We start from the raw sequence: 24862 nt of genomic DNA on the forward strand, positions 1-24862 counted from the left end.
ACGGGCCGGCCGGGACCCCGCGGCACGGCCGGCAGCCCGTCACCGCGACCATGGGGGGAGCCGCCTGCGGGCGGTTCCTCCCCCCACCAGGAGCGGCCGGCCCACCGCCCGGACGCACCACCTCTCGCAGGAGCGGCCCATGCACCAGCTCACGTACGGCGACGTCAAGACCGCCGCCGACCGGATCGCCGGCGACATCCGGCCCGTCACGATCGCGCCGGTCGATCCCGGCGCGATCCGCACCGCGCCCCGCGACCCCCTGGACGACCGGCCCGCCGAGCCCTGCGAGGTCCACCTCGCGCTGGAGTTCATGCAGCACACCGGGTCCTTCAAGGCACGCGGCGCCCAGAACTTCATCCGGGCCCACCGGGAGGCCGGCACCCTGCCGCCGGCCGGGGTGACCATCGCCTCCGGCGGGAACGCGGGGCTGGCGTGCGCCTGGGCCGCCGGGCGGCAGAACGTGCCCGCCACGGTCTTCCTCCCCGCGACCGCGCCCGGGGTGAAGGTCGACCGGCTCCGCGGCTACGGTGCCGACGTGCGCCTCGTCGGCACCGAGTACGCGGACGCGCTCGCCGCCTGCGAGACCTTCGCCGCCGAAACGGGCGCGCTCGCCTCGCACGCCTACGACCACCCCCTGATCGCCGCCGGGGCCGGCACGCTGATGGAGGAGATCCAGCAGCGGATACCTGGCCTGGACACGATCGTCGTCGCGGTCGGCGGAGGCGGTCTGTTCGCCGGTGTCGCGACCGCCGCCCGGCACCACGGCATCCGCACCGTCGCGGTCGAGCCGGAGAACTGCCGCGCGCTCCACGCCGCCCTGGAGGCCGGCCGCCCGGTCGACGTCGCCGTGGACTCCGTCGCCGCCGACTCCCTCGGCGCCCGCCGCGCGTCGGAGACGGCCCTGCACGCCGCCCGGCAGGACGGTGTGATCTCCGTGATCGTGCCGGACGCCGAGATCGTCCGCGCACGCCGGGCACTGTGGGACCACCGCCGCATCGCCGTCGAACACGCGGCCGCCACCGCGCTCGCGGCCCTCACCGCACCCCCGCACCACACCCCCGACCGCGACCTCCCGCCCGGCCGCCGCGCCCCCTTCCGCAGCTACCGCCCCGCCCCCGGCGAGCGCGTCGCGGTCGTGCTCTGCGGCGCGAACACCGACCCGGGCGATCTGCTGAATCCGGTTGCGCCGGAACGGACATGACGGGTCGTCGGGCCGACCGGCCTACGGGGGAGGCACCGTCGTGTCCGGCTTCGTTGCTTCACAGGGCTCCGGCTCAGGTTCTGTGACGGATGACGCTCTGCCATTGCTCGATCTCGAACAGCGGGATGGACAGTGATGGCGGAGCGAGGACTGTGCGAAGGCGGTTGAGGCCGGCTCGCCACTGCTTCCAGGCTTCCGGACAGTCCCAGTTGGAGGCCGGCCCGGCCTCGTCGCTCATGACGCGAGCGAGGGCCTCGTCCGCGAGCGTCCGGAGATCGTCGGAGAAGGCGGGCATGGGCGAGTCGGGGCCGTAGGGTGAGTCGACCGGGTCGCCGCCAGGGCATTGCGCCGCAATCAGGGCGGCTGCCGCCACCGCTTCTTCTCCCTCGGCGAGCCAGCCGGTGGCGTCGGCAGTGCGCGTGAGGGCGCCACGGATCAGCGCCTCGCGCTCCTCGGATGTGGCGTCGTCGAGAGCATCGGCGAAGTCCGCGGCAGTGTCGTTGTCGAAGGGGCCGATGTCCCAGGTGCCCATGTTGACTCCTCGTGCAGCTGCGCCAGGATCCTTTCATCGGCCGCCGACATCGAGATGTGCCAGCGGCGAGGGTGGGGAGACCGGACAGGTCAACCCCATCAAGGGCCCCTGCTGCGGGTGAAATTCCGCCGTTCACGCAATGGGCCTCCTCGGGCCGCTTACCCTGCGGAGGGCGCGATGCGCCTACAGGGGGCGGCGGTAGGCAGTGTGTCGGTGCCTGTAGGCGGCGCGGAGCGTGACGGCCGACGCGGAGCGGCGTTGGCCGGTGGAGGTGATGGCGGGCATGGACGATTCCACAAGGCAACGGGACGACGACCCGGGCGGCGCCCCCGCCCCTGATCCGGGCTCGGGCATCCTGCGGGTCTTCGGCCGTCAGCTGAAGCGCTTCCGGCTGCGGGCGGGGGTGGAGCGGTCGGAATTCGCGGGGAGGTTGGGTTACTCGGTCTCGACGATCGCCGCGTACGAACAGGGGCGCCGGGTGCCACCGCCTCGCTTCATCGATCAGGCGGACGAACTGCTCGATGCGGGCGACGTTCTGAAAGAGATGAAGGAGGAGGTGGCACGGGCGCAGTTTCCGGCGTTCTTCCGGGATGCGGCGAAGCTGGAGGCGGAGGCGGTGGAGCTGCACGCCTACGACACGAACCTGGTCAAGGGCCTGATGCAGACGGAGGACTACGCTCGCGCCGTGTTCAGGATGTGGCGGCCTCTCTTGGACGAGGAGACCATCGAGCAGCGGATCGCGGCCCGGTTGGCTCGCCAGGCGATCTTCACCAGGCGTCCGCGCCCCCATATGAGCTTCGTGATCGAGGAAGCCGCACTCCACAAGCGCCTCGGCGGGCGGGAGGTCTGGCGGAGCCAGCTGGAACAGATCCTGCTGATCTGCCAGGCGCGCAACGTCGACGTGCAGGTGATGCCACTCGACCGGGAGGAGCACGCCGGGCTTGCCGGACCGTTCACCTTGATGGAGCTGCGGGACGGACGGAGGATCGGATATACGGAGGTCCAGAGCGACAGCCGGCTGCACACCGAGCGGGGCAGGGTGCGTGGGCTGGAAGCCACGTATGGGACCCTGCGTGCTCAGGCTCTCAGTCCAAGGGAGTCGCAAGCTCTGATCGAGAAGTTGCTGGGAGACCGATGACCGTGAAGCGACCGGAGCAGCACGACCATGAGGGACTCGCCTGGGTCAAGAGCAGTCACAGCGCTGGGGACGGCGGTGACTGTGTCGACGTAGCCGCGTGCCTCAGCGGTGTCCACGTGCGTGACTCCAAGGACACGAACCGTCCCGGGCTCGTCGTCGGTGGACCGGCGTGGACCGCCTTCGTCGGTTTCGCGAGGCGGTAGGGGAAGAAACCCTCCCGGCCCGCGTGCTCGCGCGCGGGCCGGGAGGGGTGGGCGGAGCGGCTCCGGGAAGCCGTCGGAGGCCGTCCGCCGGACTGGTGTGGCGGGCCCGGTCAGGGCGCCTGCCAGCTGTGGGGGGCGTGGAATCCGTCGGGGCGCCAGGCGGTGGCGGGGGCCGGGTGGCCGGTTCCGGCCTCGGCGGCCGCCCCGGAGGACCGGGAGAGGAAGAGGACGGTGAGGGCGGCGAGCTCCTCGGGGGTCACCGCACCCTTCTCGATGCGGATGCAGGCCGCGGACGGGACGGCCGTGATGGGGACGGTCATGGCAGGGGCTCTCCTCACTGAGGGGGGTTGCCGTGCTTGCGGGCGGGACGGTCGACGTGCTTGGTCCGCAGCATCGCCAGCGAGCCGATCAGCACCTCGCGGGTCCGCGCGGGGTCGATGACGTCGTCCACCAGACCGCGTTCGGCCGCGTAGTAGGGATGCATCAGCTCCGCCTTGTACGCCTTGACCAGCGCGTCGCGTTCGGCCTCGGGATCCTCCGCCTCGGCGATCCGGCGACGGAAGATCACGTTGGCCGCACCCTCCGCGCCCATCACCGCGATCTCGTTCGTCGGCCACGCGTAGGTGAGGTCGGCGCCGATGGACTGGCTGTCCATGACGATGTACGCGCCGCCGTACGCCTTGCGGAGGATCAGCGAGATGCGCGGCACGGTCGCGTCGCAGTACGCGTACAGCAGCTTGGCGCCGTGCCGGATGATGCCGCCGTGCTCCTGGCCGACACCCGGCAGGAACCCGGGGACGTCGAGCAGGGTGACGAGCGGGATGCTGAAGGCGTCGCACATCTGCACGAAGCGCGCCGCCTTCTCGCTCGCCTCGACGTCCAGGACGCCGGCGAGGACCCGGGGCTGGTTGGCGACGATGCCCACCACCTGTCCGCCGAGCCTGGTCAGTGTGCAGATGATGTTGGGGGCCCAGCGTTCGTGGACCTCCAGGAATTCGCCGTCGTCGACGATCTCCTCGATCACGTGCCGCATGTCGTACGGGCGGTTGCCGTCGACCGGGACCAGGTCGGCGAGCGAGTCGCAGCTCCTGTCCGGCGGGTCCTCGACCGGCGACGAAGGGGGTGTCTCCCGGTTGTTGCCCGGCAGCAGGGAGAGCAGGTAGCGCACCTCCTCCAGGCAGGTCTCCTCGTCGTCGTAGGCGAAGTGGCACACCCCGGACGTCTCGGCGTGCACGTCCGCGCCGCCGAGGCCGTTCTGGCTGATCTCCTCGCCCGTCACCGCCTTGACCACGTCGGGCCCGGTGATGAACATCTGCGAGGTCTCGCGGACCATGAACACGAAGTCCGTCAGGGCCGGCGAGTAGGCCGCACCGCCCGCGCACGGGCCGAGCATCACACTGATCTGGGGGATGACCCCGGACGCCTTGGTGTTGCGGCGGAAGATCCCGCCGTAGCCCGCCAGGGCGGTGACGCCCTCCTGGATCCGGGCGCCCGCGCCGTCGTTGAGCGAGACGAGCGGGGCGCCCGCCGACAGGGCCAGGTCCATGATCTTGTGGATCTTGGCGGCGTGGGCCTCGCCCAGTGCTCCGCCGAAGATACGGAAGTCGTGCGCGTAGACGAAGACGGTGCGGCCCATCACGGAGCCCCAGCCGGTGACGACTCCGTCGGTGTACGGCCGCTTGGCCTCCAGTCCGAAGCCGGTCGCCCGGTGCCGGCGCAGCGGCTCCACCTCGTGGAACGAGCCCTCGTCGAGGAGCAGGCCGATCCGCTCCCGGGCGGTGAGTTTGCCCTTGGCCTTCTGTGCGGCGGTGGCCTTCTCGCTCGGGCCCGCGTGCACCCGCTCGCGGATCTTGGCCAGCTCGGCGACGTGGAACCGCATGTCTCCCCCTACCGTTGGTCGGCAGCCCCGGAGGCATCGTCCGGTGGCGAGGCGATCGAAGAGTCGTGACGGAGGCTCAGCTGCCGAATCGGCGCAGGCCGTTGATCTGCAGGACGGCGAAGGCGCCGACGACGGCCGCCTGCATCAGGATCCACACCGTGCCCACGGTGCTCGGGCCGAACCAGCCGAACGCGGCGGTCGCCACGCTCGCGACCGTCCACAGCAGGTTGGCCTCGATGACCAGCTTGGTGGGGCCGGACGCGGGTACCTTGCGGCCGGCCAGCACGCCGACCAGGACGCCGTACACGGTGAGGAAGGCACCGATGCCGCGCAGCAGCCCGGTGTCGAGGCCGAGCAGATCGCCCACGGGGCCGGCGGCGATCAGGTAGATCAGGCCGTTGCCCGCGGTCACGGCCGCGTCGAGCCCGAGGAACATGCGCAGAGGGCGCGCGGCCGTCTCGCGCGCGGTGGTGTCCGCGGGGTGGACGGAGGTCTGGGATGTCGTCATGGGGGGTCTCCGAATGTCTTGGGGGGACTGCCCGGTCGCGTTGTCCCGCCGGTCCCGGAAATCCTCGCAACACCGGCTGACCCGGCGCTGACGGCGGGCTTACCCGGCCGCGGAACGGGACGGGACGGGGCGGGACGGATCGGATCGGATCGAGGACGGGCCGGGCCGGGAGCGGCCTCACGCCGGCTGGAGCACCACCGGTGCGGGGGAGTTGCACGCGAGGGAGGGGTCGTGGGAGAGGATCGCGTTCTCCACGCGGCGGAGCGAGGGCGAGGGTTCGATGCCGAGCTCGTCCGAGAGGTGCTGCCACATCCGGCGGTAGACGTTCAGTGCGTCCGCCTGGCGGCCCGAGCGGTACAGGGCGATCATCAGCTGCTCGCAGAAGCGCTCCCGCAGCGGATGGTTGGTGTGGGCGTCGTGCAGCTCGGCCAGTACGGCGGCGTGGTTGCGAAGGCTCAGTTCGGCGTCGAAGCGGAGCTCCATGGCCCGCATGCGGTGCTCCTCGTAGCGGCCGCAGGCCAGCTGGCAGAGCGTGCCCCCGGCGAAGTCGCCGAAGACGGGGCCGCGCCACATCGCGAGTGCGTCCGCGAGCAGGCGGGCGGTGCCGGCCGGGTCGCTCGCGGCGGCCACCTCCGCCTGCCGGACGGTCTTGGTGAACTCGATGGCGTCCAGCTCGCCCTGGCCGACGGTGAGCCGGTAGCCGGAGGGGTGGATGGTGACCCGGGAGGTGACCCGGTCGGGTTCCAGGCTCTTCAGCTTCCGGCGCAGGCGGCTGATGTGGGCCTGCAGGGCGTTCGCCTGGTTGTCCGGGACCGAATCACCCCACATCTCCTCGATCAGGCTCTCGCCGGAGATGGACTGTCCCTCGTTCACGAGAAGCGTCTGGATGAGGGTCCGTTGGAGATCACCGGAGATCTCCGCGGGACCTAACGCGGTGCGGATCTGGAGGGCGCCGAGAATCGAGAAGCTCAGCATGACGGTTTCCCCCTTGGCGTTCGGGCGGCGAAGACGGCTGAACACGTGCGGGGGACCGTTGCGGCCGTTGAAGCCGACAGCCAGGGCCCCGGAGGCGGCGCGTGGCGACCTCCGGGGTCTGCGGTACCGGCCCCGGAGCTTCCTCCCGCATGCATCCTGCCACAGAATAATTCCTTTGAGAAGGTATTTTTCTGTGGGCCTGTTGCCGGCGGGGAAGGGGTGGTGTCGTGGGAGGCGGCGAGCGCGGACGGCCCGGAAGGGGGGCGTGCGCCAACACCTCGACGGGCCGCACGCGATGGTGGCGGCCCGTCGAGGTGGGTGCTCCGCCGGGACGGGGGGTGCCCGGCGGATCCATCGGCGTCCGGGGCCGCGCTGCCGTGGGGACGGACACGCGGGTGGGTGGATCGCCGTGACTGCGAGTCCCGTGCGGGCCCGGCCGGACATCGAAACGGAAGCGATGTCCGGCGGCCGCTGACGGCGGGTCTCGACATGGCGGAGAGGGCAGGATTCGAACCTGCGTGGGCTTTATGGGCCCGACCTGAAAGGGTCTTTCTGGTCCCCGATGAGCCGCTCCGGGCACCTCTCCTGGTGGTGACGTTGGCTGGTGGTGTGCCGGCCGTGTCGCGGAGAGGGCAGGATTCGAACCTGCGTGGGCTTTATGGGCCCGACCTGAAAGGGTCTTTCTGGTCCCCGATGAGCCGCTCCGGGCACCTCTCCTGGTGGTGACGTTGGCTGGTGGTGTGCCGGCCGTGTCGCGGAGAGGGCAGGATTCGAACCTGCGTGGGCTTTATGGGCCCGACCTGAAAGGGTCTTTCTGGTCCCCGATGAGCCGCTCCGGGCACCTCTCCTGGTGGTGACGTTGGCTGGTGGTGTGCCGGCCGTGTCGCGGAGAGGGCAGGATTCGAACCTGCGTGGGCTTTATGGGCCCGACCTGAAAGGGTCTTTCTGGTCCCCGATGAGCCGCTCCGGGCACCTCTCCTGGTGGTGACGTTGGCTGGTGGTGTGCCGGCCGTGTCGCGGAGAGGGCAGGATTCGAACCTGCGTGGGCTTTATGGGCCCGACCTGAAAGGGTTTTCCTGGTCCCCGATGAGCCGCTCCGGGCACCTCTCCTGGTGGTGACGTTGGCTGGTGGTGTGCCGGCCGTGTCGCGGAGAGGGCAGGATTCGAACCTGCGTGGGCTTTATGGGCCCGACCTGAAAGGGTCTTTCTGGTCCCCGATGAGCCGCTCCGGGCACCTCTCCTCGTTCCCGGCTTCCGGTTTCCCGTGCCGTTCACGAGAAGAACATTGGCAGGGGGCTCTGATAGGACGCTGACATCTCTCTGACGTGGTCGGAGAATTCCATTCCGGTCTTCCCCTCGACGCGGCGTCGGTGCTCTACTCGCACCAAAGAGAATCCTTCGAAAGGAGTACGGGCATGCCCGCGACCACTGCGGACACCTCGGTTCTCGAGGCGATCCGGTCACACACCCGGAGCGAGAACGCCAGCGCGTTCCTCGCGCTCAACAGCGGCAACAGCACCTTCACCGTCCCCGGCGCCGACGGTGTCGTCGTCTACCGCCGTACCGGCGGCTTCGCGGTTCAGTTCGGGGGGCCGTTCGCCGCCCCCGACGCCTACGACACCCTCCTCGACGGCTTCCGCCAGTACGTGAAGGACGAGGGGCTGGAGCTCGTCGGCGTCCAGCTCCAGCGCGCCGATGCCGAGCGCTACGCCGCGCGCGGCTTCACCGTCAACCAGGTGGGGGCCTCCTGGGCCGTGCGGCTGCCGGAGTTCTCCCTGCGGGGCACCCGCTTCATGCAGCTGCGCAACAAGATCTCCCGCGCGCACCGCAACGGCCTCGTGATCAAGGAGGTCACCGCGGAGGACTGGCAGGGTGCGATAGCGGCCATCGACGAGGCGTGGCTCGGCTCCAAGGGCGGCGCCCACCAGCTCGAGTTCCTCGTGGGGCAGATCGGCGGCGAGCCGCAGGCGCACCGCCGGCTGTTCGCGGGCACCATCGACGACGTCCCGGTGGCGTACATCTCGTACTCGCCGGTGTACGGCGAGCGGGCCGGCTGGATGCACGACCTCAGCCGCCGTGTGCCCGAGGGGTCCCCGGGGCTGATGGAGGCCATCAACGCCCACGCCATCGAGGTCTTCCGCGCCGAGGGCGTCGAGTGGCTGCACTTCGGCTTCACCCCGTTCACCGGACTCGACGCCGGCCACGAACTCGGCGGGCACAGCCCGGCGTTCCAGTGGCTGATGCACGCGCTCTGGGCCGAGGGCGCCGCGCTGTACCCCGCGCAGACCCAGCTGTCGTACAAGCAGAAGTGGGCCCCCGACGAGCTCATCCCGGAGTACGTCGCCTTCGACCGGCCCACCGCCTCGCTGGCCGGCTTCGCGCACGTCTTCCGCGCCTGCAAGGCCTTCTGACACACCTTCAGCACATGACCGGCACGACCGGCACCACACGACGAGGAGAGAAGCAGTGAGCGACACCAACGGGGCCACGGCCACCGGCACCACCACAGAGACCACCGCCGTCGAAGCCCTCCAGCAGGCCATGGTCGGTCAGCTCATGGCCGTCATCGGAGCCCCCGACGACAAGGACGTCGCCCGTGCCGGGGACGACATCGTCCAGCAGCTCGACGCCCGGCTCCGCGAGGCGGGGTCCGCCGCGGCCTGAGCGGAGGCGACGAGGCCCGCGGCGCCCGGAGGAAGCAAGGCACGCGGCGCCCGGAGGGATGAGCCCTCCCGCGGCCGGGCCGATCAGCCCGGTATCAGTGTCACATCAGCGGGGCACGGAACGCTGGACACGCGTTCGCCCGGCGGCCCGGGTCCGGAGTGCCCCCACCGCTCCGGCGTCCCCGGCCGGCGGGTGGGCGGCGCCCACCTTCCGTCACCGTCCACGGAAGCACCGTCGAACCCCCGGCGCAGCCATGTCCCCCAGGGCAGCGGCGCCGCCGCCCGCTTCGGGCACATCTCCCAAGGAGCGCAACGCATGCAGCGTCCGCACGTCCAAGAAGCCCAGGCCGCCACCGCTCCCCAGCAGCGCGGCGGTGCTTCGGCCACGTTCTCCGAACTCCTCAAGCGCGTGAAGGCGGAAGGTCTCCTCGACCTCGATCCGCGGTACTACATATTCCGCCTGGCGCTGAACACCTCGCTCATCGTCCTCGGGTTCGCCGCGTTCTTCGCGCTCGGCGACTCGTGGTGGCAGCTGGCGGTGGCGATGTGGATGGGGCTCTGCGGCGGCCAGTCCGCCTTCATGTGGCACGACGCCGGCCACAAGGCCATGTTCCGCAGCAAGAAGGCCGCCTCCGCCGTCGGCTACATCCACGCCAACCTGGTCAACGGGGTCAGCTTCGGCTGGTGGGTCAACCACCACAACCGCCACCACAGCAACCCCAACCACCTGGACATGGACCCGGACATCGGCCGGCGCACCGCCATCTTCGACATCAAGCAGTACCCCACCCGGCACGGCACGCAGAAGTTCGTGGTGCGCTACCAGAGCGTGCTGTTCTTCGTGCTGCTGGTCCTGGAGTCCTTCAAGATGCTGAAGACGGCCGTGCTGTCCATCGCCCAGGGCAAGACCAAGCGCCCCGTGCTGGAGACGTTCCTGCTCGTCGCCCGGGCGGCGATCTACCTGGCCCTGGTGTTCACCGTCCTCTCGCCCGTGCTCGCGGTCGCCTTCATCCTGGTCCAGCAGGCGGTCCTGGGCGTGTACTTCGGCATGATCTTCGCCCCCAACCACAAGGGCATGGCGATCCGTGACGGTGAGGAGGAGACCCTGGACTGGCTGGAGCGCCAGGTCCTCACCTCCCGCAACATCCGCCCGTCCCTGCTGATCGACTTCCTCTACGGCGGGCTCAACTACCAGGTCGAGCACCACCTGTTCCCGGCGATGCCGCAGAAGAACCTGGCCCGCGCACGCGAGCTGACCCGGGAGTACTGCGCCGAGCGCGGCGTGCCGTACCACGAGGTGGGCTTCTGGGCCTCGTACCGCGAGGTCGCGTCGTTCCTGCACGAGGTCAGCGCACCGGTGCGGCGCGGTGACGTCGAGGAGCAGATCCGGCTGAACGCGGACCGGGCCGCCTGACGGTCCCCGGGCGTCACCGCCGCCGCTGACGCCGCCCCGTTCCCCCTCCTGTCCACATCCCCTGGGGCCGGAAGGCCCCGCTCCCAGGGTCTCCCGGTCGATCGAGACGGGCCCGTGCGGGGCGGGGCCCGACCTCGCCGGTGCACCGTCACCGCCGTGCCCGGCCACCTCCGCCCCGCGTTCCGCGGGCACCGGGCCGCGCTGTCCGCCCCCGGCCCGAACGCACCCTAGGAGCCACGCGCATGACCCAGACCACCACGGCGGTGAAGCAGCCGGTCACCCCCGCCTCGATCGGAGCCCGGCTGGACCGGATGCCGATCACCCCCATGCACCGCAGCCTGACCGCGGTCATCGGGATCGGCCTGCTCTTCGACACGTTCGAGAACAGCCTCTCGGGCACCATCGCCAAGGTGCTCCAGGACGACTTCGCCTTCGGGGCGACGTCGCTCAAGCTGGTCCTCGCCTCCGTCTTCATCGGCCAGTTCATCGGCGCGCTGGTGCTCGGCAGGGTCGCCGACCGGCTCGGGCGGCGCCGGGCCTTCCTGATCAACCTCGCGATCTACTCGGGCTTCTCCCTCCTCGGCGCGTTCTCGCCGAACGCGGAGTGGCTGATCGTGACCCGCTTCCTGGCCGGCATCGGCATCGGTGCCGAGCAGTCGCTGTCCGACTGCTACCTGGCGGACGTCCTGCCCGCGGCCAAGCGCGGCCGGTTCATCGCCTGGGCGTACACCATCGCCTTCTGCGGAGTGCCCGCGGTCGGCTTCGCGGCCCTGTGGCTGGTGCCGCTGACCCCGTTGGGTGTGGACGGCTGGCGCTGGCTGTTCGTGATCGGGGCGCTCGGCTCGGCCGTGGTCTGGGTGCTGCGCCGGCGTCTGATCGAGTCGCCGCGCTGGCTGGCGGCGAACGGCCGCACCGAGGAGGCCGATGTGCTGGTCTCCCGGATGGAGGCCCAGATCCCGGCCGGCCAGGCCGTCGAGGAGCTCCCGGCCGGGCACGAGACGGCCGTCGCCGGGCGGACCAGGCTCCGGGACATCTTCGCCCGAGGGCTGAGGCGCCGCACGGTGATGCTGTGGATCTTCTGCTCGCTCTCCGTGGTCGGCTACTACGGCTTCGGCACCCTGGCCCCGCAGATCCTCGCGGCGAAGGGCTACGACATCGTGGCGGGTCTCGGCTTCACCGCCCTGTCCTTCCTGGGCTACCCCGTCGGATCGGCGCTGTCGCTGCCGATCATCGACCGCATCGAACGCAAGACACTCGTCGCGCTGTCCGCCGGGGCGATGGTGGTGGCCGGAATGGGCTTCGCCTTCACCGACTCGGCCGTCCTGATCGTCACGTTCGGCTTCGTCTACACGCTGTGCAGCAACGTCTTCTCCAGCGTGTCGCACGTGTACCTCTCCGAGCAGTATCCGACGGCGATCCGGGCGACCGCGTCCGGCATGGCGTACTCGCTGTCCAAACTCAGCGCCGCCGCCCTGCCGTTCGTCCTGCTGCCCGTGCTCGACTCGTACGGACCGGGCGCGCTGTTCGGGGTCATCGCCGCCTCGATGGTCGCGCTGGCCGTCACCGTCCTCACGCTGGGCGAGCGCACCACGGGAGTCCCCGTGGACCAGGTCAGCGTCTCGCCCGACGCCCCCAACACGAAGTGGAGTTGATGATGTCGTACGTCATCGCCCTGCCCTGTGTCGATGTGAAGGACCGTTCCTGCATCGACGAATGCCCCGTGGACTGCATCTACGAGGGCCGGCGCGCGCTCTACATCCAGCCCGACGAATGCGTCGACTGCGGTGCCTGCGAACCGGTGTGCCCCGTGGAGGCCATCTACTTCGAGGACGACGTCCCCGCGGAGTGGGGAGACCACCGGGGTTCCAACGCCGAGTTCTTCTCCGCCCTCGGGACGCCCGGCGGCGCGGGCGGTGTCGGAGCGCTCGACCACGACTCCCCCCTGGTCGAGGCCCTGGCCGCGAAGGCGGTGCGGTCATGAGCGGACTCCTCGCGGGCAAGCGCATCCTGGTGACGGGCGTCGTCACGGACGCGTCCATCGCCTTCCACGTCGCCCGGCTCGCCCAGCAGGAGGGCGCCGACGTGGTGCTGACCGGCTTCGGCCGGCTCTCCCTCATCGAGCGCATCGCGGCCGGGCTGCCCAAGCCGGTTCCGGTGGTCGAGCTGGACGTGACCGACCAGACCCATCTGGACACGCTCGCGGAGCGGATCGGCGCGTCCGCCGACGGGTGGGACCGCATCGACGGCGTCGTGCACTCGATCGCGTACGGGCCGCGGGGCGCCTTCTCCTTCCTCGACGGCGACTGGGCGGACGTCTCCACGGCCGTGCAGGTGTCCGCCTACTCGCTGAAGTCCCTGACCACCGCGTGCCTGCCGCTGATGGAGGACCGGGGCGGCTCGGTGGTCGGCCTCACCTTCGACGCGACGGTCGCCTGGCCGCGGTACGACTGGATGGGTGTGGCCAAGGCCGCCCTCGAGTCGACCAGCCGCTACCTCGCCCGCGACCTCGGCGGCCGGGGCATCCGCTGCAACCTGGTCGCGGCCGGCCCGCTGCGCTCCATGGCCGCCAAGTCGATCCCCGGCTTCGGCGAACTCGCCGAGGTGTGGCAGCAGCGGGCCCCCATCGGCTGGGACCTCGTCGACCCGGACCCCGCGGCGCGCGGTGTGGTCGCCCTGCTGTCGGACTTCTTCCCGCGCACCACCGGTGAGATCGTCCACGTCGACGGCGGGGTGCACATGATGGGCGCGTGACACGCACGGAACAGAGAGGGCGGGCCGTCCGGAGTGATCCGGACGGCCCGCCCTCTCGGCGTGCCGGGTGCTACGCGGTCGCCCCGCCCGGCAGGATCCGGCGGAATCCGGTGTACGCGGCGAGCGCCTCGGGCAGCAGGACCGAACCGTCCTCCTGCACGCCCTGCTCCAGCAGCGCGGCGACCGTCCGCCCGACGGGCAGGGCCGAGCCGTTGAGCGTGGCGGCGGGCCCCTTGCGGCCGTCGGACCGCCGGTGGCGGATGCTCGCGCGGCGGGCCTGGAAGGTGCCGCAGTCGGAGACTGAGGAGATCTCGCGGTAGGCGCCGCTGCCCGGCAGCCACACCTCGATGTCGTACGTCATCCGGGCGGAGAAGCCGAGGTCGCCGGCGGGCAGCATGACCACGCGGTGGGAGAGTCCGAGGCGGCGCAGGCACTCCTCGGCGTGTCCCACCATCAGCTCCAGCTGTGCCGGGGCGTCCTCGGGGGCGCAGACGCGGACCAGCTCCACCTTCTCGAACTGGTGCAGGCGCAGGATCCCCCGGGTGTCCCGCCCGTACGCCCCGGCCTCGGCGCGGAAGCAGGGGGTGCGCGCGGTGAAGGCGTACGGCAGCTCGCGCGCGTCCAGGAGCTGCTGGGCCACCAGGTTGGTGAGCGGCACCTCGGCGGTGGGGATCAGGAACAGCTCGCGGTCGCCCACCTGGGTGCGGAAGAGATCGTCCTCGAACTTGGGGAGCTGGCCGGTGCCGGTCATGGTCTCGCGGTTCACCAGGAACGGGACGGAGTACTCGGTGTAGCCGTGCTCGCGCGTGTGGAGGTCGAGGAAGAAGTCGGTCAGCGCCCGCTCCAGACGGGCCCCGGCACCGCGGCCGACGCTGAAGCGGGAGCCGGAGAGCCTGGCCGCCGCCGGGTTGTCCAGGATGCCGAGGGACTCGCCGATGTCGGCGTGGTGCGGGGCGTCGTTCCGCTCCCGCACCGGGCCCCAGCGCCGGACCTCCACCGCCTCCTTGTCGGTGTCGCCGTCCGGCACCCGGTCGAGGGGGACGTTGGGGATGCCCAGCAGCAGCTCGGCCAGGTCGGCTTCCGCGGCCCGGGCCTCCGCCTCCGCCTGCTGCACGTCCGCGCGCAGGGCGCGGGCGGCCTCCTTCTCCTCCTCGGACGGCGGTCCCGAGCGCCCGCGCGAGCGCGAGACGCGGTTCGCCTCCGTACGCGAACGGGTCACACCGGCCTGGGCCTCCGCCCGCCGGCGCATCGCCTTCTCCAGAGCGGCCAGGTCGAGGTCGTAGCGGCGGCGGGCCAGCCGCCGCACGGCGACCGGCCCCTCGTCGAGCAGTTCACCGGGGTCGTGCATGACGGACTCCTAGGGTGGGAGGGGTCGCGGCCGGGTGCGTGCCGGCCGCGGCGGGACCAGTCGGCGCCGGCCGGGCGGAGCCCGGCCCGCGCCCGGTTGCGCGGAGCGGTGCGGGTGCCGGGTCCGGCCCTGCCGGAGCCGGGTGCGGACGTGCCGGAAGCGGGTGCGGTGCGGAGGGTGCCGGGTCCGACCTGCGCCGGAAGCGGGTCCGGAGGTTCCGGCAACGGGTCCGGAGTGGCGACGGGTCGTGCCCGAAGCGGGTGGCGCCGGAAGCGCGTGGCGCCGGACACGGGTCGTGCCGGAAACAGGCGGCGCGGGAAGCGGTTCGTGACGGATACCGGCGGCGCCGGAAACGGGTCGGGGCGGACGGCTCCGAGCCGTCCGCCCCTCCCGCGCCCCGGTGCCGGGGCTTTCACGCCGGCGCGATCGCCAGCGCCGTGTTCTGGCCGCCGAACCCGCACGAGTTGCTGAGTGCGAGGTCGATGGGCATGCACGTGGCCGACTGCGCGAGCTTGATGTCGATCCGTCCGTCGGGGATGCGCAGACCCGCGGTGGGCGGAACGATCTCGTGTTCGACGCTCAGCAGGGCGAAGGCGGCCTCGACCGCGCCCGCCGCGCCGAGCAGGTGTCCGGTGACTCCCTTCGTGGAGGTGACCAGCGGGTCGCCCTGCAGCGTCCGCTTGATCATGCGTGCCTCGGCCAGGTCGTTGAGCGGGGTCGACGTGCCGTGGGCGTTGACGTGCTGCACGTCGTCCGGATCCGCGCCGGCGTCGGCGAGAGCCGCGCGGACCGCGGCCTCGATGCCGGCGCCGTCCGGGTGCGGGGACGTCATGTGGTGGGCGTCCGCGGTGGCTCCGAAGCCGATGATCCGGCCGTGGATGTGCGCACCGCGGGCCCGTGCGTCCACGACCCGTTCCATGACGAGGATTCCGGCCCCTTCCCCGGCGACGAAGCCGTCCCGGTCGGCGTCGAAGGGACGCGAGGCCGAGGAGGGGTCGTCCTCGCGCCGCGACAGCGCGCCCATCTGCGCGAACCCGGCCATGACCAGCGGAGTGATCATCGCCTCGCTGCCGCCCGCCAGCACCACGTCGCAGCGGCCGAGGGCGAGCAGGTCCCGGGCCATGCCGATGGCGGTCGCGCCCGAGGCACAGGCCGTGGCCACCACCAGATTGGGCCCGGTGGCGCCGAACTCGATGGCCGTCTGACCGGCCAGCATGTTCGGCAGCTGCATGGGCAGCAGCAGCGGGGACACCTGGTCGGCGCCGCGCTCCCGCAGGACGTCGTGCTGGTCCTCGACGGTGCCGGGGCCGCCGTCCGCGCAGCCGAGCACCACACCGACCCGCGCCCCGTCCCAGGTGGTCGGGTCGAGACGGGCGTCGGCGACGGCCTCGTGGGCGGCGACGAGGGCGAACTGCACGAACCGGTCCAGACGGTGTGCCCGCCGCGCACTGAGCAGCGTGTCCGGATCGAAGCCGGGAACCCGGGAGGAGATGCGTACGGGGTTGTTCGCCAGTACCGGATCGAGGGCGGCGGTCGGCCTGCCGTCGCAGACCGCCGCCCAGCTGGGCCCGACCCCGATACCACCCGGGGTGACCAGGCCGAGTCCGGTGACGGCGATGTCCATGCCGGCCATCAGACCTTCGCGCTCCGCTCCTCCATGAGCCGGACCATGTCGGCCACGGTCTCGGTTTCGAGCAGGTCGTCGTCGCTGATGTCCAGGCCCAGTTCGGACTTGAGCAGCAGCGACAGCTCCACCACGGCCAGCGAGTCCAGCTCGATGTCCTCCCGGGTGGCCTCCGGGGTGATCGCCTCGGGCGACACCTTCAGCTTGTTGGACAGGATTTCCTGGAGCTGCTCCAGCATGTCGGATCCTTTCGGAGGCGTACGCGCCAGCGGCGTACGGGAGAGGTGTACGCGGACGCGTACGGAAGGACGTAACTCACGGAAGTCCGGTCGGCCGGGGTGACCGTCAGACCGGTTGGACCTCGGGCCACACCAGAGTCGTCGCACCCCAGGAGAGGCCGCCGCCGAACGCGGTCAGCAGCACCCGGTTCCCGGGGGAGAGCCGGCCGTCCGCGGCGGCGTGCGAGAGCAGCAGCGGGATGGAGGCGGCACCCGTGTTGCCGACCTGGGCGATGTTGGTCAACTGCCGTTCGGCCGGCACGCCGAGGCGTTCCGAGACCGCGCCGAGGATCCGGGCGTTGGCCTGGTGGGCCGCGAACCGGTCGACGTCCTCGATGTCCCAGCCGGCCAGCCGGGCCGCCTCCTGGGACGCTCCGGTCATCTTCTCCACCGCGTGCCGGTAGGTGTCCCGGCCGAGCATCCGGAAGTACTGGTCGTCCGGGTCGGTCACGGGACCGGACGAGCGCTGGCGCGAGCCGCCCGCCGGCACTTCGATGAGGTGGCTGAGCTCGCCGTCGCTGCCGAGGACCATCGGTCCGACGGCGCCCGGCTCACCGGCGGCGCCGGCGCGCAGCACCACCGCGCCGGCGCCGTCCGCGAAGATGACGGCCGTGGTGCGGTCCTCGGGGTTGACGATCGTGGTGAACGCGTCGGCGGCGATGAGCAGCACGCTGTCCGCGACGCCCGCCGCCAGCAGCCCGGAGGCGGTGGCGAGGCCGTACAGGAAGCCCGAGCAGACGGCCGCCACGTCGAAGGCCGGGACCTGCCCGAGTCCGAGCCGGGCGGCCACCTGCGGGGCGGTCGCCGGACACGGCTGGTCGGGTGTGGTGGTGGCCAGGACGACCGCCCCCACCTGCTCGTCCCCTGCGGACTTGAGGGCCCGCAGCCCCGCCTCGACGGCCAGGTCGGAGGTGGCGGTGCCCGGCGCGACCACGTACCGCTCGGCGATCCCCGTGCGTGAGCGGATCCACGCGTCGGAGGTGTCGAGCCGCTGTGCCAGGTCGTCGTTGGTGACCAGGTCGGGGGGCGTGTACGCCCCGATCCCCGACACCACCGCAGCGCGCCCCCCGCTCATGCGCCGGCCTGCTGGCTGGAGAGGGCCTCCAGGGGCAGCCCCATGTAGGCCATCCGCGACTCCGCCATCTCGTCGGTCCAGCGCTCGGCCATGTCGTAGCGCTGCTCCGGCGTGGTGTCGAGCATCCGGACGCCCGGCCAGATCTCGTAGTCGCCGATCTTGTCCGCGTGCTGGGCCATGCCCTTCTGGAAGAGCTCCTCGCGGTGGATGACGAACTCGCGGTCGGGGATCTCGTCCCAGAGCCGCACCCCGTCCCGCAGGATCTCCAGCAGGCGCGGGCGGTACTCGGGATGGGCGGCCACGTGGTCGCGCAGGATGGTGCTGGCCACCGTCAGGTGCCTGATCTCGTCGATGGCCGTGCCGCGCGAGATCTCGCCCGTGGCGGGGGACAGCGGGGTCCACTTGCGCTCGCTCAGCTCCGCAGCGGGGGCCAGCACGCCCTCGATGACGATGGCGAACACGGCGACGCCGCCGGCGAAGTCCGCCTGGTCGCGGACGATGTCGAGGGTGAAGTCCACGACCGGGTCGAGCACCCGCTTGCGGTAGTCCGCGGCCATCTCGTCGATGTCCTTCAGGAGCGTCTTCTGCGGGACGCCCAGCTCCACCAGGTGGTTGCGGAACACCCGGGCGTGCCGCGCCTCGTCCACCAACTGCGTGGTGTAGAACTCCAGTTCGGGGACGCCGGGGGCGATGGCGACGTAGTGGCCGAGCAGCCGGGTCGCGATCTCCTCCGACAGGCCGCGGAACCCGAACTCCAGCACCAGGGCGTCCCGCAGGGGCCCCGGCTCCTTCAGGAAGTCGGGCACGACGGCGTCCACGTGGTGCCCGGTCTCGCCCCGGTCGCGCAGGGTGCCCTGCGCCACCGAGGTGAACCAGTACGCGAGGTCGCACTCCTCGGGCCCGAGAGTCAGCTCCTTCGCTCCGTCGAGCAGACCGGGAGCCTTGTCCCAGTCCGCCTCGGGTGCCACAGAACCGGTCATGACGCGGACGCCTCCTTCGCGGGGTGCAGGGAGCCGGCGAACAGCTCTCCGGCGTAGCTGAACAGGGGTTGGTCGTCAGCGGCGTTGGCCCGGACGACATGGCCGAGCAGCAACTCGCTGTCGCCGGCCGTGTGGGCGGAGTGGAAGCGGCAGGTGTAGTGGGCCAGCGCACCCGCCAGCAGCGGCGCCTTCGCGTACGAGTCCGCCGTCCAGGCGAGCCCGGCGAACTGCGCGCTGCCGTCGGGTCGCTCGCTGTTCGCGAAGTGGCCGGCCACGCCGGCCTGCCCGCCGCTGAGCACGTTGATCGCGAACCGGCCCTCGGCGGCCGCGAGCCGTGCGAAGGACGAACCCGCCCGCAGCACGACCCCCACCAGCAGGGGCTCCCGCGACACCAGCGTGACGGTGCTCGCCGTGGTGCCGTGCAGCCGTTCCCCGGAGCCGACGGTCAGCACCGACACGGGGGAGGCGAGGTGGTACAGCGCCCGCCGCCGCTCCGCCGGGTCCTGGCGCACGGGGCGCCGCACGGTCCGCAGGTCGGTGGTGGCGGTCATCGCACGGCCTCCTGCGGTTCCCGGAGGACCGGCTGCGCCGGGACGTGGCCGACCGGGACGGGGTCCATGGCGTGGCCGACCGGCTTGGGGTGGGCCAGTCCGAGGTCGTCCAGGAGCCGCAGGTAGCCGGGCTGGCGCACCGGCTCGAAGGGCAGCGCGAACGACTTCATGAAGTTGCCGAACAGGCCGCGGTCGCCGAAGAGGTGGAACGGCAGCACCAGCAGCGCCCACTCGGGCTCCACCAGCCAGCACCACAGCGCCGCGACCGCGGCCTGGGTGATCAGGCTGTGCATGACGTTGTAGGCGACGTAGTAGCCCTTGTGGATCGGCCGTCCGCCGCTCCGTTTGAACGCGATGGCGCCCGGGATGTAGCCGATGAGGTCGATGTAGAGGAACAGGGCGATCGCGACCCACCAGCGGATCTCGCCGAAGTGGGCGATGATGAGGCCGGTCGTGACGGCGAGCCCCACCAGGTACTCGGCCCGGTGCAGCGAGTACGTTCTCGGTGTCTCGAAGGGATTTGCCTGGTCCATGGTCAGCTCCGTTGGGCGTGCTAGGCGCCGAGGGCGGCGGGCTCGGTGAGGTCGACCGCGCCGGAGATGCGGACGGCGGGGAACAGGCCGGTCAGGGCCCAGGCCACGGTCTCCTTGATGACCCGCTCGGCGATCGGGTCGAGGATGCCCTCCAGGCTGGGGATGCCGAAGTCGAAGTCGGCGTCGAAGCGGACCGCCACGTCGTCGCCGGCCTGCGTCACGGACCAGGTGCCCGTGAAGGAGTCGAAGTCGCCGTCGGACTGCTCGAAGCGGATCTCGCCCAGCTCCGGCAGGAACGTGTCGGCCTCGGTCCAGCGCAGCAGGCCGCTGCGGAAGTGCAGCTCCCAGCTGGAACTGGAGTTCTCGTCCGGGTAGGTGGCGTGCACGGTGGTCGCCTTCACATGGGGCGCCAGGTCGGGGTACTTCTCCCAGCGCAGGACGGAGTCGAAGACCGTCCGGGCCTGCTCCGAGGGGACCAGCGCTTCCAGCTCTACGTGACGCATGATCAGTTGCCGCCTTCCGGCATCGTGGCCGCGCCCCGTACGAGGTCGCGGGTGGCCAGGTCGAAGGAGTTCAGGAGGAACTCCACGTCCACGTCGCTCATCACGGCGGGCGGGGTGAAGCGCACCACCGAGCTGCCGTTCATGGAGTGGTTGGCGACGACGCCGTGGTTGAACAGCTCGATCAGCAGCTCGCCGGCGAGTCCGGCCTCGACGAGCTCGACACCGATGAGCAGTCCGCGGCCGCGCACGTCGACGACGAGTTCGGGGATGTTGCGGTAGGCGATCTCCGAGATCCTCGGCAGCAGCCGCGCACCCAGGTCCATGGCCCGGGTGACCAGGCGCTCCTCCTTGATGGCCCGGATCGCGCCCTGGACCGCGGCCATCAGGACCGGCTGGCCGGAGAAGGTCGCGGTGTGGACGTAGGGGTCCTTGTCGAAGGGGCGGAACGCCTTGCGGGTCGCCACGGCCGCCGAGACCGGCAGCACGCCGCCGCCGAGCGCCTTGCCGGTGAGGAGCACGTCGGGAATGACGCCCTCGATGTCCGCGCCCCACCACTCGCCGAGCCGCCCGAAGCCGGACTGCACCTCGTCGAGGATCAGGAACCCGTCGTACTCGCGGACCAGTTCCTCCACCCGCTTGAGGTAGCCCGCCGGCGGAATGATCACACCGCCCTCGCCCTGGACGGGTTCGAGGATGACGCAGACCTCGCCCGGATGGGCCTTCAGTTCCGCCTCGAGCGCGTCGGTGTCACCGAAGGGGATGTGCAGGAAGTCGGGGACCAGCGGACGGAAGGGCGCCTGGTAGACGTCCTTCGCGGTCGCGGACAGCGCGCCCAGCGTCTTGCCGTGGTAGCCGCCGCGCATCGAGACGGTCCGCTTGCGGCCGCCGGCCCGTGCGAGCTTCAGGCCCGTCTCCACCGCCTCCGCCCCCGACAGGGCGAAGTGCACGCGGTCCAGGCCCTCGGGCATGACGGACACGAGCGCCTCGGCGGCGCGGGCCACGGTCGGCTCCAGCAGGATGCGCGTCGCGGTGGGGTGGGTCCGGAGCTGGCGCTCCACCTCCTCCATCACGATCGGGTGGCGCGCGCCCATGATGAAGACGCCGTACCCGCCCGCGTTGAGGAAGCGCTCACCGTCGCTGGTGGTGAGCCAGGCGCCCTCGGACGCCGTTTCCATGTGGCTGCCGAACAGCTCGGCGAGTGTGGCCCTGCCCTTGCTGAGGTGGGCCCGGTAGAGGCCGAGGATCTCCGCCTCGGTCTCGGCGGATGTCTCCTGGATGACGGTCACGGAACTCTCACACTCCAAGTCGGTGGGGGCGCTGTCGGCGGTGCGGTGGCTCAGCTCAGGACCAGCGGACCGCCGTCGAAGTAGCGCAGCAGCGGTTCGGCGGCGGCGCCGCGGCCCGGCGGGTGGAAGGCGAGGGCGTGCACGGCGGCGGCGGTCCGGCCGTGGACGGAGTCGCGGATGAAGTCCAGCCCGCCCAGCAGCTCCAGCGCCTGCCCGGCGATCCTGGGCAGCGCCTTCTGGACGGTGTAGCGGGTGACGAGGACCCGGGCGACCGACTCCTCGTCGGTCTCGGGGCCGATCGTCCGCGCGACGCCCTCGAGGAGCTGCAGGACGGAGTCCATCTCGACGGCGAGGGCGGCCCGCTCCTGCGTGGTGCCGCGCTCGCGCTCCAGCACCTGCTCGACGAGGGCGGCGGTGCCGCCCGCGTACCCGGCGGAGATCAGCATCTCGAACCAGACGAAGCCGGCCGTCTGGAGGTCGTCGAGCCGGTGCGGGTCGTCCTCCCCGGCACGCACGACCATGTCCGCCGGCACGAACACGTCCACCAGCCGCACCTCGTCGCTCTCCGCGCCGGCGAGCAGCTCGTTGCCCCAGAAGGGGTGCACGGACAGACCCGGGGCGTCGGCGGGCACCAGGGCGAGGGCGAGCTCGGCGCTGCCGTCGTCGTGGTGGATGGCGATGCTCGCGGTGAGCAGGCGCATCGAACGGGAGAGGCTGCACGGCTTCTTGGCGCCCGAGAGCAGGTATCCGCCTTCGACGGGCCGGGCCGTGACGGCGGGGGTGAGGATGTTCTGCTCGGTGCGGCCCTCGGCCCAGCCGGAGGCCATCACCTGCTGGTCGGGCACGATCCGCCGCAGCAGTTCGGTCTGGGCGGCGGTGAGCCGTCCCTCCTTGCCGGCGAGGGAGAAGAGCATCGCCGCGGTGAAGTGGTGCATGGAGACGGCCGCGACGAGCGAGGGGGACACGGCGCCGAGCGCCAGCTGGACGCGCAGCGCGTCCAGCGGCGCGGCCCCGTGACCGCTGTACTCCTCGGGTATCAGCAGCCCGACCCCGCCGTGGATGCGGAACAGGTCGATGACGGGGCTGCCGGGCCTCTCCCGGTCGGCGTGGGGGATCTGCTCGATCTCCTTGAGCAGACCGGGGTGGAAGCGCTCGCAGACGGCCCGAGCAGTGTCGAGGGAACGCACGGGGAAACCTCCGGATGGCGAATGGTGGGGCGTTCAGGCGCCGAAGACCGCGTCGTAGGGGCTGACGTCGTGGGCGATGCTGACGCCCTGGACGTGCGAGGTCTTGAGCATCGGGTAGTTGGCCTCGCCGAAGGCTCCGCCGGTGCGGCCGGTGCCGCCGTGGCTGGGCAGGTAGGGCAGGAAGCCGATGTGGGAGTCGTTGACCTTCAGCAGGCCGCCGTTGACGACACGGCGGACGAAGGTCTCGATGACGTGGTCGGAGCGCGACCACAGGGAGTTCCGCAGCCCGTAGGAGTTGGCGTTGACGAAGCGGAGGAAGGACTCCAGCAGCGCGTCGTCGTTGTCGCGTTCCGCCACCACGATCGGGATGAGCGGGAAGAACGTCTCCTCGCGCACCACGTCGAAGGTGCGGGCCCGGTCCAGGCCGTCGACCCGGAGCACCGTGGGCTGCAGGAAGACGCCGGTCTCCGACGGCGTGCCGTCCACCTCGGTGCGGTGCCCGCCGGTGACCAGGGACGCGCCGTTGTCCAGCGCCTGCCGCAGCAGCCGGAAGAACCGCTCGCTGCGGCGGACCGGCGACAGGAGGACGTCCTCCTCCTCCGGCAGGCCCGGCCGGATGCCCTTGACCTGCTCGCGCACCTCGGCGATCAGCGCCTCGGCGATGTCGGGGTGCGCCAGCACGTAGTTGGGCACCATGCAGATCTGTCCGGAGCCGAAGAACGACTCGGTGATGGCCTCGGCGGCCCACTTGATGTCGGCGTCCTTCCACACCACGATGCCGTCGTTGCCGGCCAGTTCGAGGATCGGCTTCTTCCCGTGGGCCACGCACTGCTGCTCGAAGCGCAGGCCCTCCTGGCTGCCGCCGATGTAGAAGATGTCGTTGATCAGGGGATCGGCGATCCAGCGGTCCATCGTCTGCTTGGGGTTGCTGCAGACCGCGTTGAGCACGCCGGGGGGCGCGTCGAGCTCCTCCAGCAGCGGGGCCACGATGTCGCGCAGCAGCCACATGGTGCTCAGCGCGATGCTGCGCGGCGCCCTGACCACCACGCTGTTGCCGGCCATCAGGGCCAGGACGCACAGGGCGGCGCTCGGGAGCGGGGCGTTCTGCGGCGGGTTGAAGGCGACCACGCCGTCCGGCTGGCGCTGCAGGATCAGCTTGCGGCCCGCGTACTCCTTCTCGACCCGCATCTGCTTGTGGTACCAGCGCAGGCTGCCGGGGGAGTAGATCTGCAGGAGGCAGCTCAGCTCCCACCGGGCCAGCTTCACCGGGTGCGACTCGGCGACGAGCATCTCCAGGAACTCGTCCTCGTGCTTGATCAGTTCCTCGCGGAAGCGGGTGCCGAGCTGCATCCGCCGCTCCAGCGGGACGGCCGCCCAGTCGGCGGCCGCGGCCGCGGCGGCCTGCGTGGCGAGGTCGATGGAGTCGTCGTCGGCGATGGCGCAGCGGCCCACGACGTAGGGGTGCTGGGCCGCCTCGGACTCCGGGTCCTGCTCAAGGGAGCGCTTGAGGCTCACACTGGTGAAGACGTCCTCCAGCAGTGACCGCCCGCTGACGGTGTAGACCCAGCCGTCCCCGGCGACGTCCTTGCCGGCGATGTAGAGGTCGTAACTCTTCAATCCGGAAGGTGCCGGAGCACTCTCCTCCTGCGCAGCTTCGCGAAGCATCATCAGCCTTTCCGGAAAACGGAATGTGTCCTGTCGTCGGTCTGCCGGTGCGGGGCATTGCCTGTGTACGTGTGGGGGATTGCCTGTACGTGTGGGGGATTCGGGAATTGATGTTCGAAGCAGATCGATCGTGGCAGCCGTTTCTGACTCGTCGCTGACACCCGACTGATCCAGCCACGGGCCCGCGGGGCCGTCAGTGCGGTGTCAGCCGCCGCTGCTTGCATGACGGCCATGCCACCTGCCGAGATCACCCTCCCCCAGCGGCTGCGCGATCTGCCGCGGACCGAACTCGCCGACGAGATAGAGACACTTGTCGTCGGAAAGCTGAAGGACGTCCTCCTGATGGACGACTCCGAGGAATTGCCGGTCGACATCAGCTATTTCGATCTCGGTCTCACCTCGCTGCGACTGACCGAGATCCGGCAGAGCCTCGAGCAGCTGCTCGACCTCTCCATCAACGTGAACGTGCTGTTCAACGAGCCGACGGTCAGCCACCTCGTCGACCACCTGGTCGACGCCCTGTCCGCCCCGCCCACCCGCTGACCGACCAGGACCAGGACCCAAGGAG

General features: G+C 71.2%; 26 protein-coding genes and 6 pseudogenes. 10 read left to right on the top strand and 22 right to left on the bottom strand.

The window, feature by feature from the left end:
• Nucleotides 1-139: 139 nt before the first annotated feature.
• Nucleotides 140-1201, top strand: a complete 1062-nt coding sequence (locus IAG43_RS25525; RefSeq protein ID WP_187743016.1) for a threonine/serine dehydratase — start codon at nt 140-142, stop codon at nt 1199-1201.
• 73 nt (nt 1202-1274) lie between these two features.
• On the opposite strand, the gene IAG43_RS25530 is transcribed toward IAG43_RS25525, so the two are convergent.
• A complete protein-coding gene (locus IAG43_RS25530) occupies nt 1275-1733 on the bottom strand; it encodes a DUF4259 domain-containing protein (protein WP_187743017.1) in 459 nt (152 codons plus the stop codon).
• Between the two features lie 283 nt (nt 1734-2016).
• Here IAG43_RS25530 and IAG43_RS25535 point away from each other — a divergent pair, with 283 nt between their 5' ends.
• Both IAG43_RS25535 and IAG43_RS25540 read left to right on the top strand, forming a co-directional pair.
• Nucleotides 2017-2871 carry a helix-turn-helix domain-containing protein gene (locus IAG43_RS25535; RefSeq protein WP_187744639.1) on the top strand — a complete coding sequence of 285 codons (855 nt, stop codon included), beginning with the start codon at nt 2017-2019 and terminating at the stop codon, nt 2869-2871.
• Nucleotides 2868-3074 carry a DUF397 domain-containing protein gene (locus tag IAG43_RS25540; protein WP_187743018.1) on the top strand — a complete coding sequence of 69 codons (207 nt, stop codon included), beginning with the start codon at nt 2868-2870 and terminating at the stop codon, nt 3072-3074. The genes IAG43_RS25535 and IAG43_RS25540 overlap by 4 nt, the downstream gene beginning before the upstream one ends.
• A 110-nt stretch (nt 3075-3184) precedes the next feature.
• Here the strand turns inward: IAG43_RS25540 and IAG43_RS25545 are convergent, their stop codons facing one another.
• The 10 genes and pseudogenes from IAG43_RS25545 to IAG43_RS25590 form a co-directional block, all read right to left on the bottom strand.
• Entirely contained in the window at nt 3185-3394 is a 210-nt protein-coding gene (locus tag IAG43_RS25545; protein ID WP_187743019.1) for an acyl-CoA carboxylase subunit epsilon, read from the bottom strand.
• Nucleotides 3395-3408: 14 nt separating this feature from the next.
• Nucleotides 3409-4953 (bottom strand): acyl-CoA carboxylase subunit beta, encoded by a 1545-nt coding sequence (locus IAG43_RS25550; protein ID WP_187743020.1) that lies wholly within the window; start codon nt 4951-4953, stop codon nt 3409-3411.
• 76 nt (nt 4954-5029) lie between these two features.
• On the bottom strand, nt 5030-5461 hold the full coding sequence (locus IAG43_RS25555; RefSeq protein ID WP_187743021.1) for a hypothetical protein: 432 nt from the start codon (nt 5459-5461) through the stop codon (nt 5030-5032).
• Between the two features lie 177 nt (nt 5462-5638).
• Nucleotides 5639-6436: an AfsR/SARP family transcriptional regulator gene (locus IAG43_RS25560; protein ID WP_187743022.1), complete on the bottom strand. Its 798-nt coding sequence runs from the start codon at nt 6434-6436 to the stop codon at nt 5639-5641.
• A 490-nt stretch (nt 6437-6926) separates the two neighbouring features.
• Nucleotides 6927-7022 (bottom strand): annotated as a pseudogene (locus IAG43_RS25565).
• A gap of 38 nt (nt 7023-7060) precedes the next feature.
• Nucleotides 7061-7153 (bottom strand): annotated as a pseudogene (locus IAG43_RS25570).
• A 38-nt stretch (nt 7154-7191) separates the two neighbouring features.
• Nucleotides 7192-7284 (bottom strand): annotated as a pseudogene (locus IAG43_RS25575).
• A 38-nt stretch (nt 7285-7322) separates the two neighbouring features.
• Nucleotides 7323-7415, bottom strand: a pseudogene (locus IAG43_RS25580).
• Between the two features lie 38 nt (nt 7416-7453).
• A pseudogene (locus tag IAG43_RS25585) lies at nt 7454-7546 on the bottom strand.
• 38 nt (nt 7547-7584) lie between these two features.
• Nucleotides 7585-7677, bottom strand: a pseudogene (locus IAG43_RS25590).
• Nucleotides 7678-7851: 174 nt separating this feature from the next.
• Here IAG43_RS25590 and IAG43_RS25595 point away from each other — a divergent pair.
• The 6 genes from IAG43_RS25595 to fabI all read left to right on the top strand — a co-directional run bounded on the left by IAG43_RS25595 (nt 7852) and on the right by fabI (nt 13264).
• A complete protein-coding gene (locus IAG43_RS25595) occupies nt 7852-8847 on the top strand; it encodes a DUF2156 domain-containing protein (RefSeq protein ID WP_187743023.1) in 996 nt (331 codons plus the stop codon).
• A gap of 55 nt (nt 8848-8902) precedes the next feature.
• Nucleotides 8903-9100 (top strand): hypothetical protein, encoded by a 198-nt coding sequence (locus IAG43_RS25600; RefSeq protein ID WP_187744797.1) that lies wholly within the window; start codon nt 8903-8905, stop codon nt 9098-9100.
• A gap of 315 nt (nt 9101-9415) precedes the next feature.
• Entirely contained in the window at nt 9416-10513 is a 1098-nt protein-coding gene (locus IAG43_RS25605; protein ID WP_187743024.1) for a fatty acid desaturase family protein, read from the top strand.
• A gap of 242 nt (nt 10514-10755) precedes the next feature.
• Nucleotides 10756-12165: an MFS transporter gene (locus IAG43_RS25610; RefSeq protein ID WP_187743025.1), complete on the top strand. Its 1410-nt coding sequence runs from the start codon at nt 10756-10758 to the stop codon at nt 12163-12165.
• 2 nt (nt 12166-12167) lie between these two features.
• On the top strand, nt 12168-12494 hold the full coding sequence (fdxA, locus tag IAG43_RS25615; RefSeq protein ID WP_187743026.1) for a ferredoxin: 327 nt from the start codon (nt 12168-12170) through the stop codon (nt 12492-12494).
• Nucleotides 12491-13264 carry an enoyl-ACP reductase FabI gene (fabI, locus tag IAG43_RS25620; protein ID WP_187743027.1) on the top strand — a complete coding sequence of 258 codons (774 nt, stop codon included), beginning with the start codon at nt 12491-12493 and terminating at the stop codon, nt 13262-13264. The genes fdxA and fabI overlap by 4 nt, the downstream gene beginning before the upstream one ends.
• Before the next feature lie 70 nt (nt 13265-13334).
• Here fabI and serS read toward each other — a convergent pair whose 3' ends face one another.
• The 11 genes from serS to IAG43_RS25675 form a co-directional block, all read right to left on the bottom strand.
• Nucleotides 13335-14612, bottom strand: coding sequence for a serine--tRNA ligase (gene serS, locus IAG43_RS25625; protein WP_187743028.1), 1278 nt, complete (start codon nt 14610-14612; stop codon nt 13335-13337).
• Nucleotides 14613-15024: 412 nt separating this feature from the next.
• On the bottom strand, nt 15025-16245 hold the full coding sequence (locus IAG43_RS25630; RefSeq protein WP_187743029.1) for a beta-ketoacyl-[acyl-carrier-protein] synthase family protein: 1221 nt from the start codon (nt 16243-16245) through the stop codon (nt 15025-15027).
• Nucleotides 16245-16475 (bottom strand): acyl carrier protein, encoded by a 231-nt coding sequence (locus tag IAG43_RS25635; RefSeq protein ID WP_187743030.1) that lies wholly within the window; start codon nt 16473-16475, stop codon nt 16245-16247. The genes IAG43_RS25630 and IAG43_RS25635 overlap by 1 nt, the downstream gene beginning before the upstream one ends.
• 106 nt (nt 16476-16581) lie before the next feature.
• Complete coding sequence (locus IAG43_RS25640; protein WP_187743031.1) at nt 16582-17589, bottom strand: beta-ketoacyl-ACP synthase III; 1008 nt, start codon at nt 17587-17589, stop codon at nt 16582-16584.
• Nucleotides 17586-18569 (bottom strand): ferritin family protein, encoded by a 984-nt coding sequence (locus IAG43_RS25645; protein WP_187743032.1) that lies wholly within the window; start codon nt 18567-18569, stop codon nt 17586-17588. The genes IAG43_RS25640 and IAG43_RS25645 overlap by 4 nt, the downstream gene beginning before the upstream one ends.
• Complete coding sequence (locus IAG43_RS25650) at nt 18566-19120, bottom strand: flavin reductase family protein (RefSeq protein WP_187743033.1); 555 nt, start codon at nt 19118-19120, stop codon at nt 18566-18568. The genes IAG43_RS25645 and IAG43_RS25650 overlap by 4 nt, the downstream gene beginning before the upstream one ends.
• Nucleotides 19117-19653: a hypothetical protein gene (locus tag IAG43_RS25655; protein WP_187743034.1), complete on the bottom strand. Its 537-nt coding sequence runs from the start codon at nt 19651-19653 to the stop codon at nt 19117-19119. Before IAG43_RS25655 ends, IAG43_RS25650 begins: the two co-directional genes overlap by 4 nt.
• Before the next feature lie 20 nt (nt 19654-19673).
• Nucleotides 19674-20156 (bottom strand): type II toxin-antitoxin system RatA family toxin, encoded by a 483-nt coding sequence (locus IAG43_RS25660; protein ID WP_187743035.1) that lies wholly within the window; start codon nt 20154-20156, stop codon nt 19674-19676.
• Between the two features lie 2 nt (nt 20157-20158).
• Complete coding sequence (locus IAG43_RS25665) at nt 20159-21442, bottom strand: aspartate aminotransferase family protein (RefSeq protein ID WP_187743036.1); 1284 nt, start codon at nt 21440-21442, stop codon at nt 20159-20161.
• Between the two features lie 50 nt (nt 21443-21492).
• A complete protein-coding gene (locus IAG43_RS25670) occupies nt 21493-22629 on the bottom strand; it encodes an acyl-CoA dehydrogenase family protein (protein WP_187743037.1) in 1137 nt (378 codons plus the stop codon).
• 33 nt (nt 22630-22662) lie between these two features.
• Nucleotides 22663-24294 (bottom strand): aldehyde dehydrogenase family protein, encoded by a 1632-nt coding sequence (locus IAG43_RS25675; protein WP_187744640.1) that lies wholly within the window; start codon nt 24292-24294, stop codon nt 22663-22665.
• Nucleotides 24295-24525: 231 nt separating this feature from the next.
• Here IAG43_RS25675 and IAG43_RS25680 point away from each other — a divergent pair, with 231 nt between their 5' ends.
• Nucleotides 24526-24837 (top strand): acyl carrier protein, encoded by a 312-nt coding sequence (locus IAG43_RS25680; protein ID WP_187743038.1) that lies wholly within the window; start codon nt 24526-24528, stop codon nt 24835-24837.
• The last annotated feature ends 25 nt before the right edge of the window (nt 24838-24862 follow it).

Origin of the sequence: Streptomyces genisteinicus (assembly GCF_014489615.1) — a bacterium.
Classification (GTDB): Bacteria; Actinomycetota; Actinomycetes; order Streptomycetales; family Streptomycetaceae; genus Streptomyces; species Streptomyces genisteinicus.

What these genes read in the sequence shown, in the direction of transcription:
- fdxA (WP_187743026.1), top strand. Translation starts at nt 12,168, where the DNA reads ATGTCGTACGTCATCGCCCTGCCCTGTGTCGATGTGAAGGACCGTTCC.
- IAG43_RS25560 (WP_187743022.1), bottom strand. Translation starts at nt 6,436, where the DNA reads ATGCTGAGCTTCTCGATTCTCGGCGCCCTCCAGATCCGCACCGCGTTA.
- IAG43_RS25610 (WP_187743025.1), top strand. Translation starts at nt 10,756, where the DNA reads ATGACCCAGACCACCACGGCGGTGAAGCAGCCGGTCACCCCCGCCTCG.
- IAG43_RS25540 (WP_187743018.1), top strand. Translation starts at nt 2,868, where the DNA reads ATGACCGTGAAGCGACCGGAGCAGCACGACCATGAGGGACTCGCCTGG.
- IAG43_RS25605 (WP_187743024.1), top strand. Translation starts at nt 9,416, where the DNA reads ATGCAGCGTCCGCACGTCCAAGAAGCCCAGGCCGCCACCGCTCCCCAG.
- IAG43_RS25635 (WP_187743030.1), bottom strand. Translation starts at nt 16,475, where the DNA reads ATGCTGGAGCAGCTCCAGGAAATCCTGTCCAACAAGCTGAAGGTGTCG.
- IAG43_RS25630 (WP_187743029.1), bottom strand. Translation starts at nt 16,245, where the DNA reads ATGGCCGGCATGGACATCGCCGTCACCGGACTCGGCCTGGTCACCCCG.
- IAG43_RS25650 (WP_187743033.1), bottom strand. Translation starts at nt 19,120, where the DNA reads ATGACCGCCACCACCGACCTGCGGACCGTGCGGCGCCCCGTGCGCCAG.
- serS (WP_187743028.1), bottom strand. Translation starts at nt 14,612, where the DNA reads ATGCACGACCCCGGTGAACTGCTCGACGAGGGGCCGGTCGCCGTGCGG.
- IAG43_RS25535 (WP_187744639.1), top strand. Translation starts at nt 2,017, where the DNA reads ATGGACGATTCCACAAGGCAACGGGACGACGACCCGGGCGGCGCCCCC.
- IAG43_RS25660 (WP_187743035.1), bottom strand. Translation starts at nt 20,156, where the DNA reads ATGCGTCACGTAGAGCTGGAAGCGCTGGTCCCCTCGGAGCAGGCCCGG.
- fabI (WP_187743027.1), top strand. Translation starts at nt 12,491, where the DNA reads ATGAGCGGACTCCTCGCGGGCAAGCGCATCCTGGTGACGGGCGTCGTC.
- IAG43_RS25530 (WP_187743017.1), bottom strand. Translation starts at nt 1,733, where the DNA reads ATGGGCACCTGGGACATCGGCCCCTTCGACAACGACACTGCCGCGGAC.
- IAG43_RS25640 (WP_187743031.1), bottom strand. Translation starts at nt 17,589, where the DNA reads ATGAGCGGGGGGCGCGCTGCGGTGGTGTCGGGGATCGGGGCGTACACG.
- IAG43_RS25645 (WP_187743032.1), bottom strand. Translation starts at nt 18,569, where the DNA reads ATGACCGGTTCTGTGGCACCCGAGGCGGACTGGGACAAGGCTCCCGGT.
- IAG43_RS25595 (WP_187743023.1), top strand. Translation starts at nt 7,852, where the DNA reads ATGCCCGCGACCACTGCGGACACCTCGGTTCTCGAGGCGATCCGGTCA.
- IAG43_RS25525 (WP_187743016.1), top strand. Translation starts at nt 140, where the DNA reads ATGCACCAGCTCACGTACGGCGACGTCAAGACCGCCGCCGACCGGATC.
- IAG43_RS25675 (WP_187744640.1), bottom strand. Translation starts at nt 24,294, where the DNA reads ATGCTTCGCGAAGCTGCGCAGGAGGAGAGTGCTCCGGCACCTTCCGGA.
- IAG43_RS25550 (WP_187743020.1), bottom strand. Translation starts at nt 4,953, where the DNA reads ATGCGGTTCCACGTCGCCGAGCTGGCCAAGATCCGCGAGCGGGTGCAC.
- IAG43_RS25545 (WP_187743019.1), bottom strand. Translation starts at nt 3,394, where the DNA reads ATGACCGTCCCCATCACGGCCGTCCCGTCCGCGGCCTGCATCCGCATC.
- IAG43_RS25555 (WP_187743021.1), bottom strand. Translation starts at nt 5,461, where the DNA reads ATGACGACATCCCAGACCTCCGTCCACCCCGCGGACACCACCGCGCGC.
- IAG43_RS25680 (WP_187743038.1), top strand. Translation starts at nt 24,526, where the DNA reads ATGCCACCTGCCGAGATCACCCTCCCCCAGCGGCTGCGCGATCTGCCG.
- IAG43_RS25655 (WP_187743034.1), bottom strand. Translation starts at nt 19,653, where the DNA reads ATGGACCAGGCAAATCCCTTCGAGACACCGAGAACGTACTCGCTGCAC.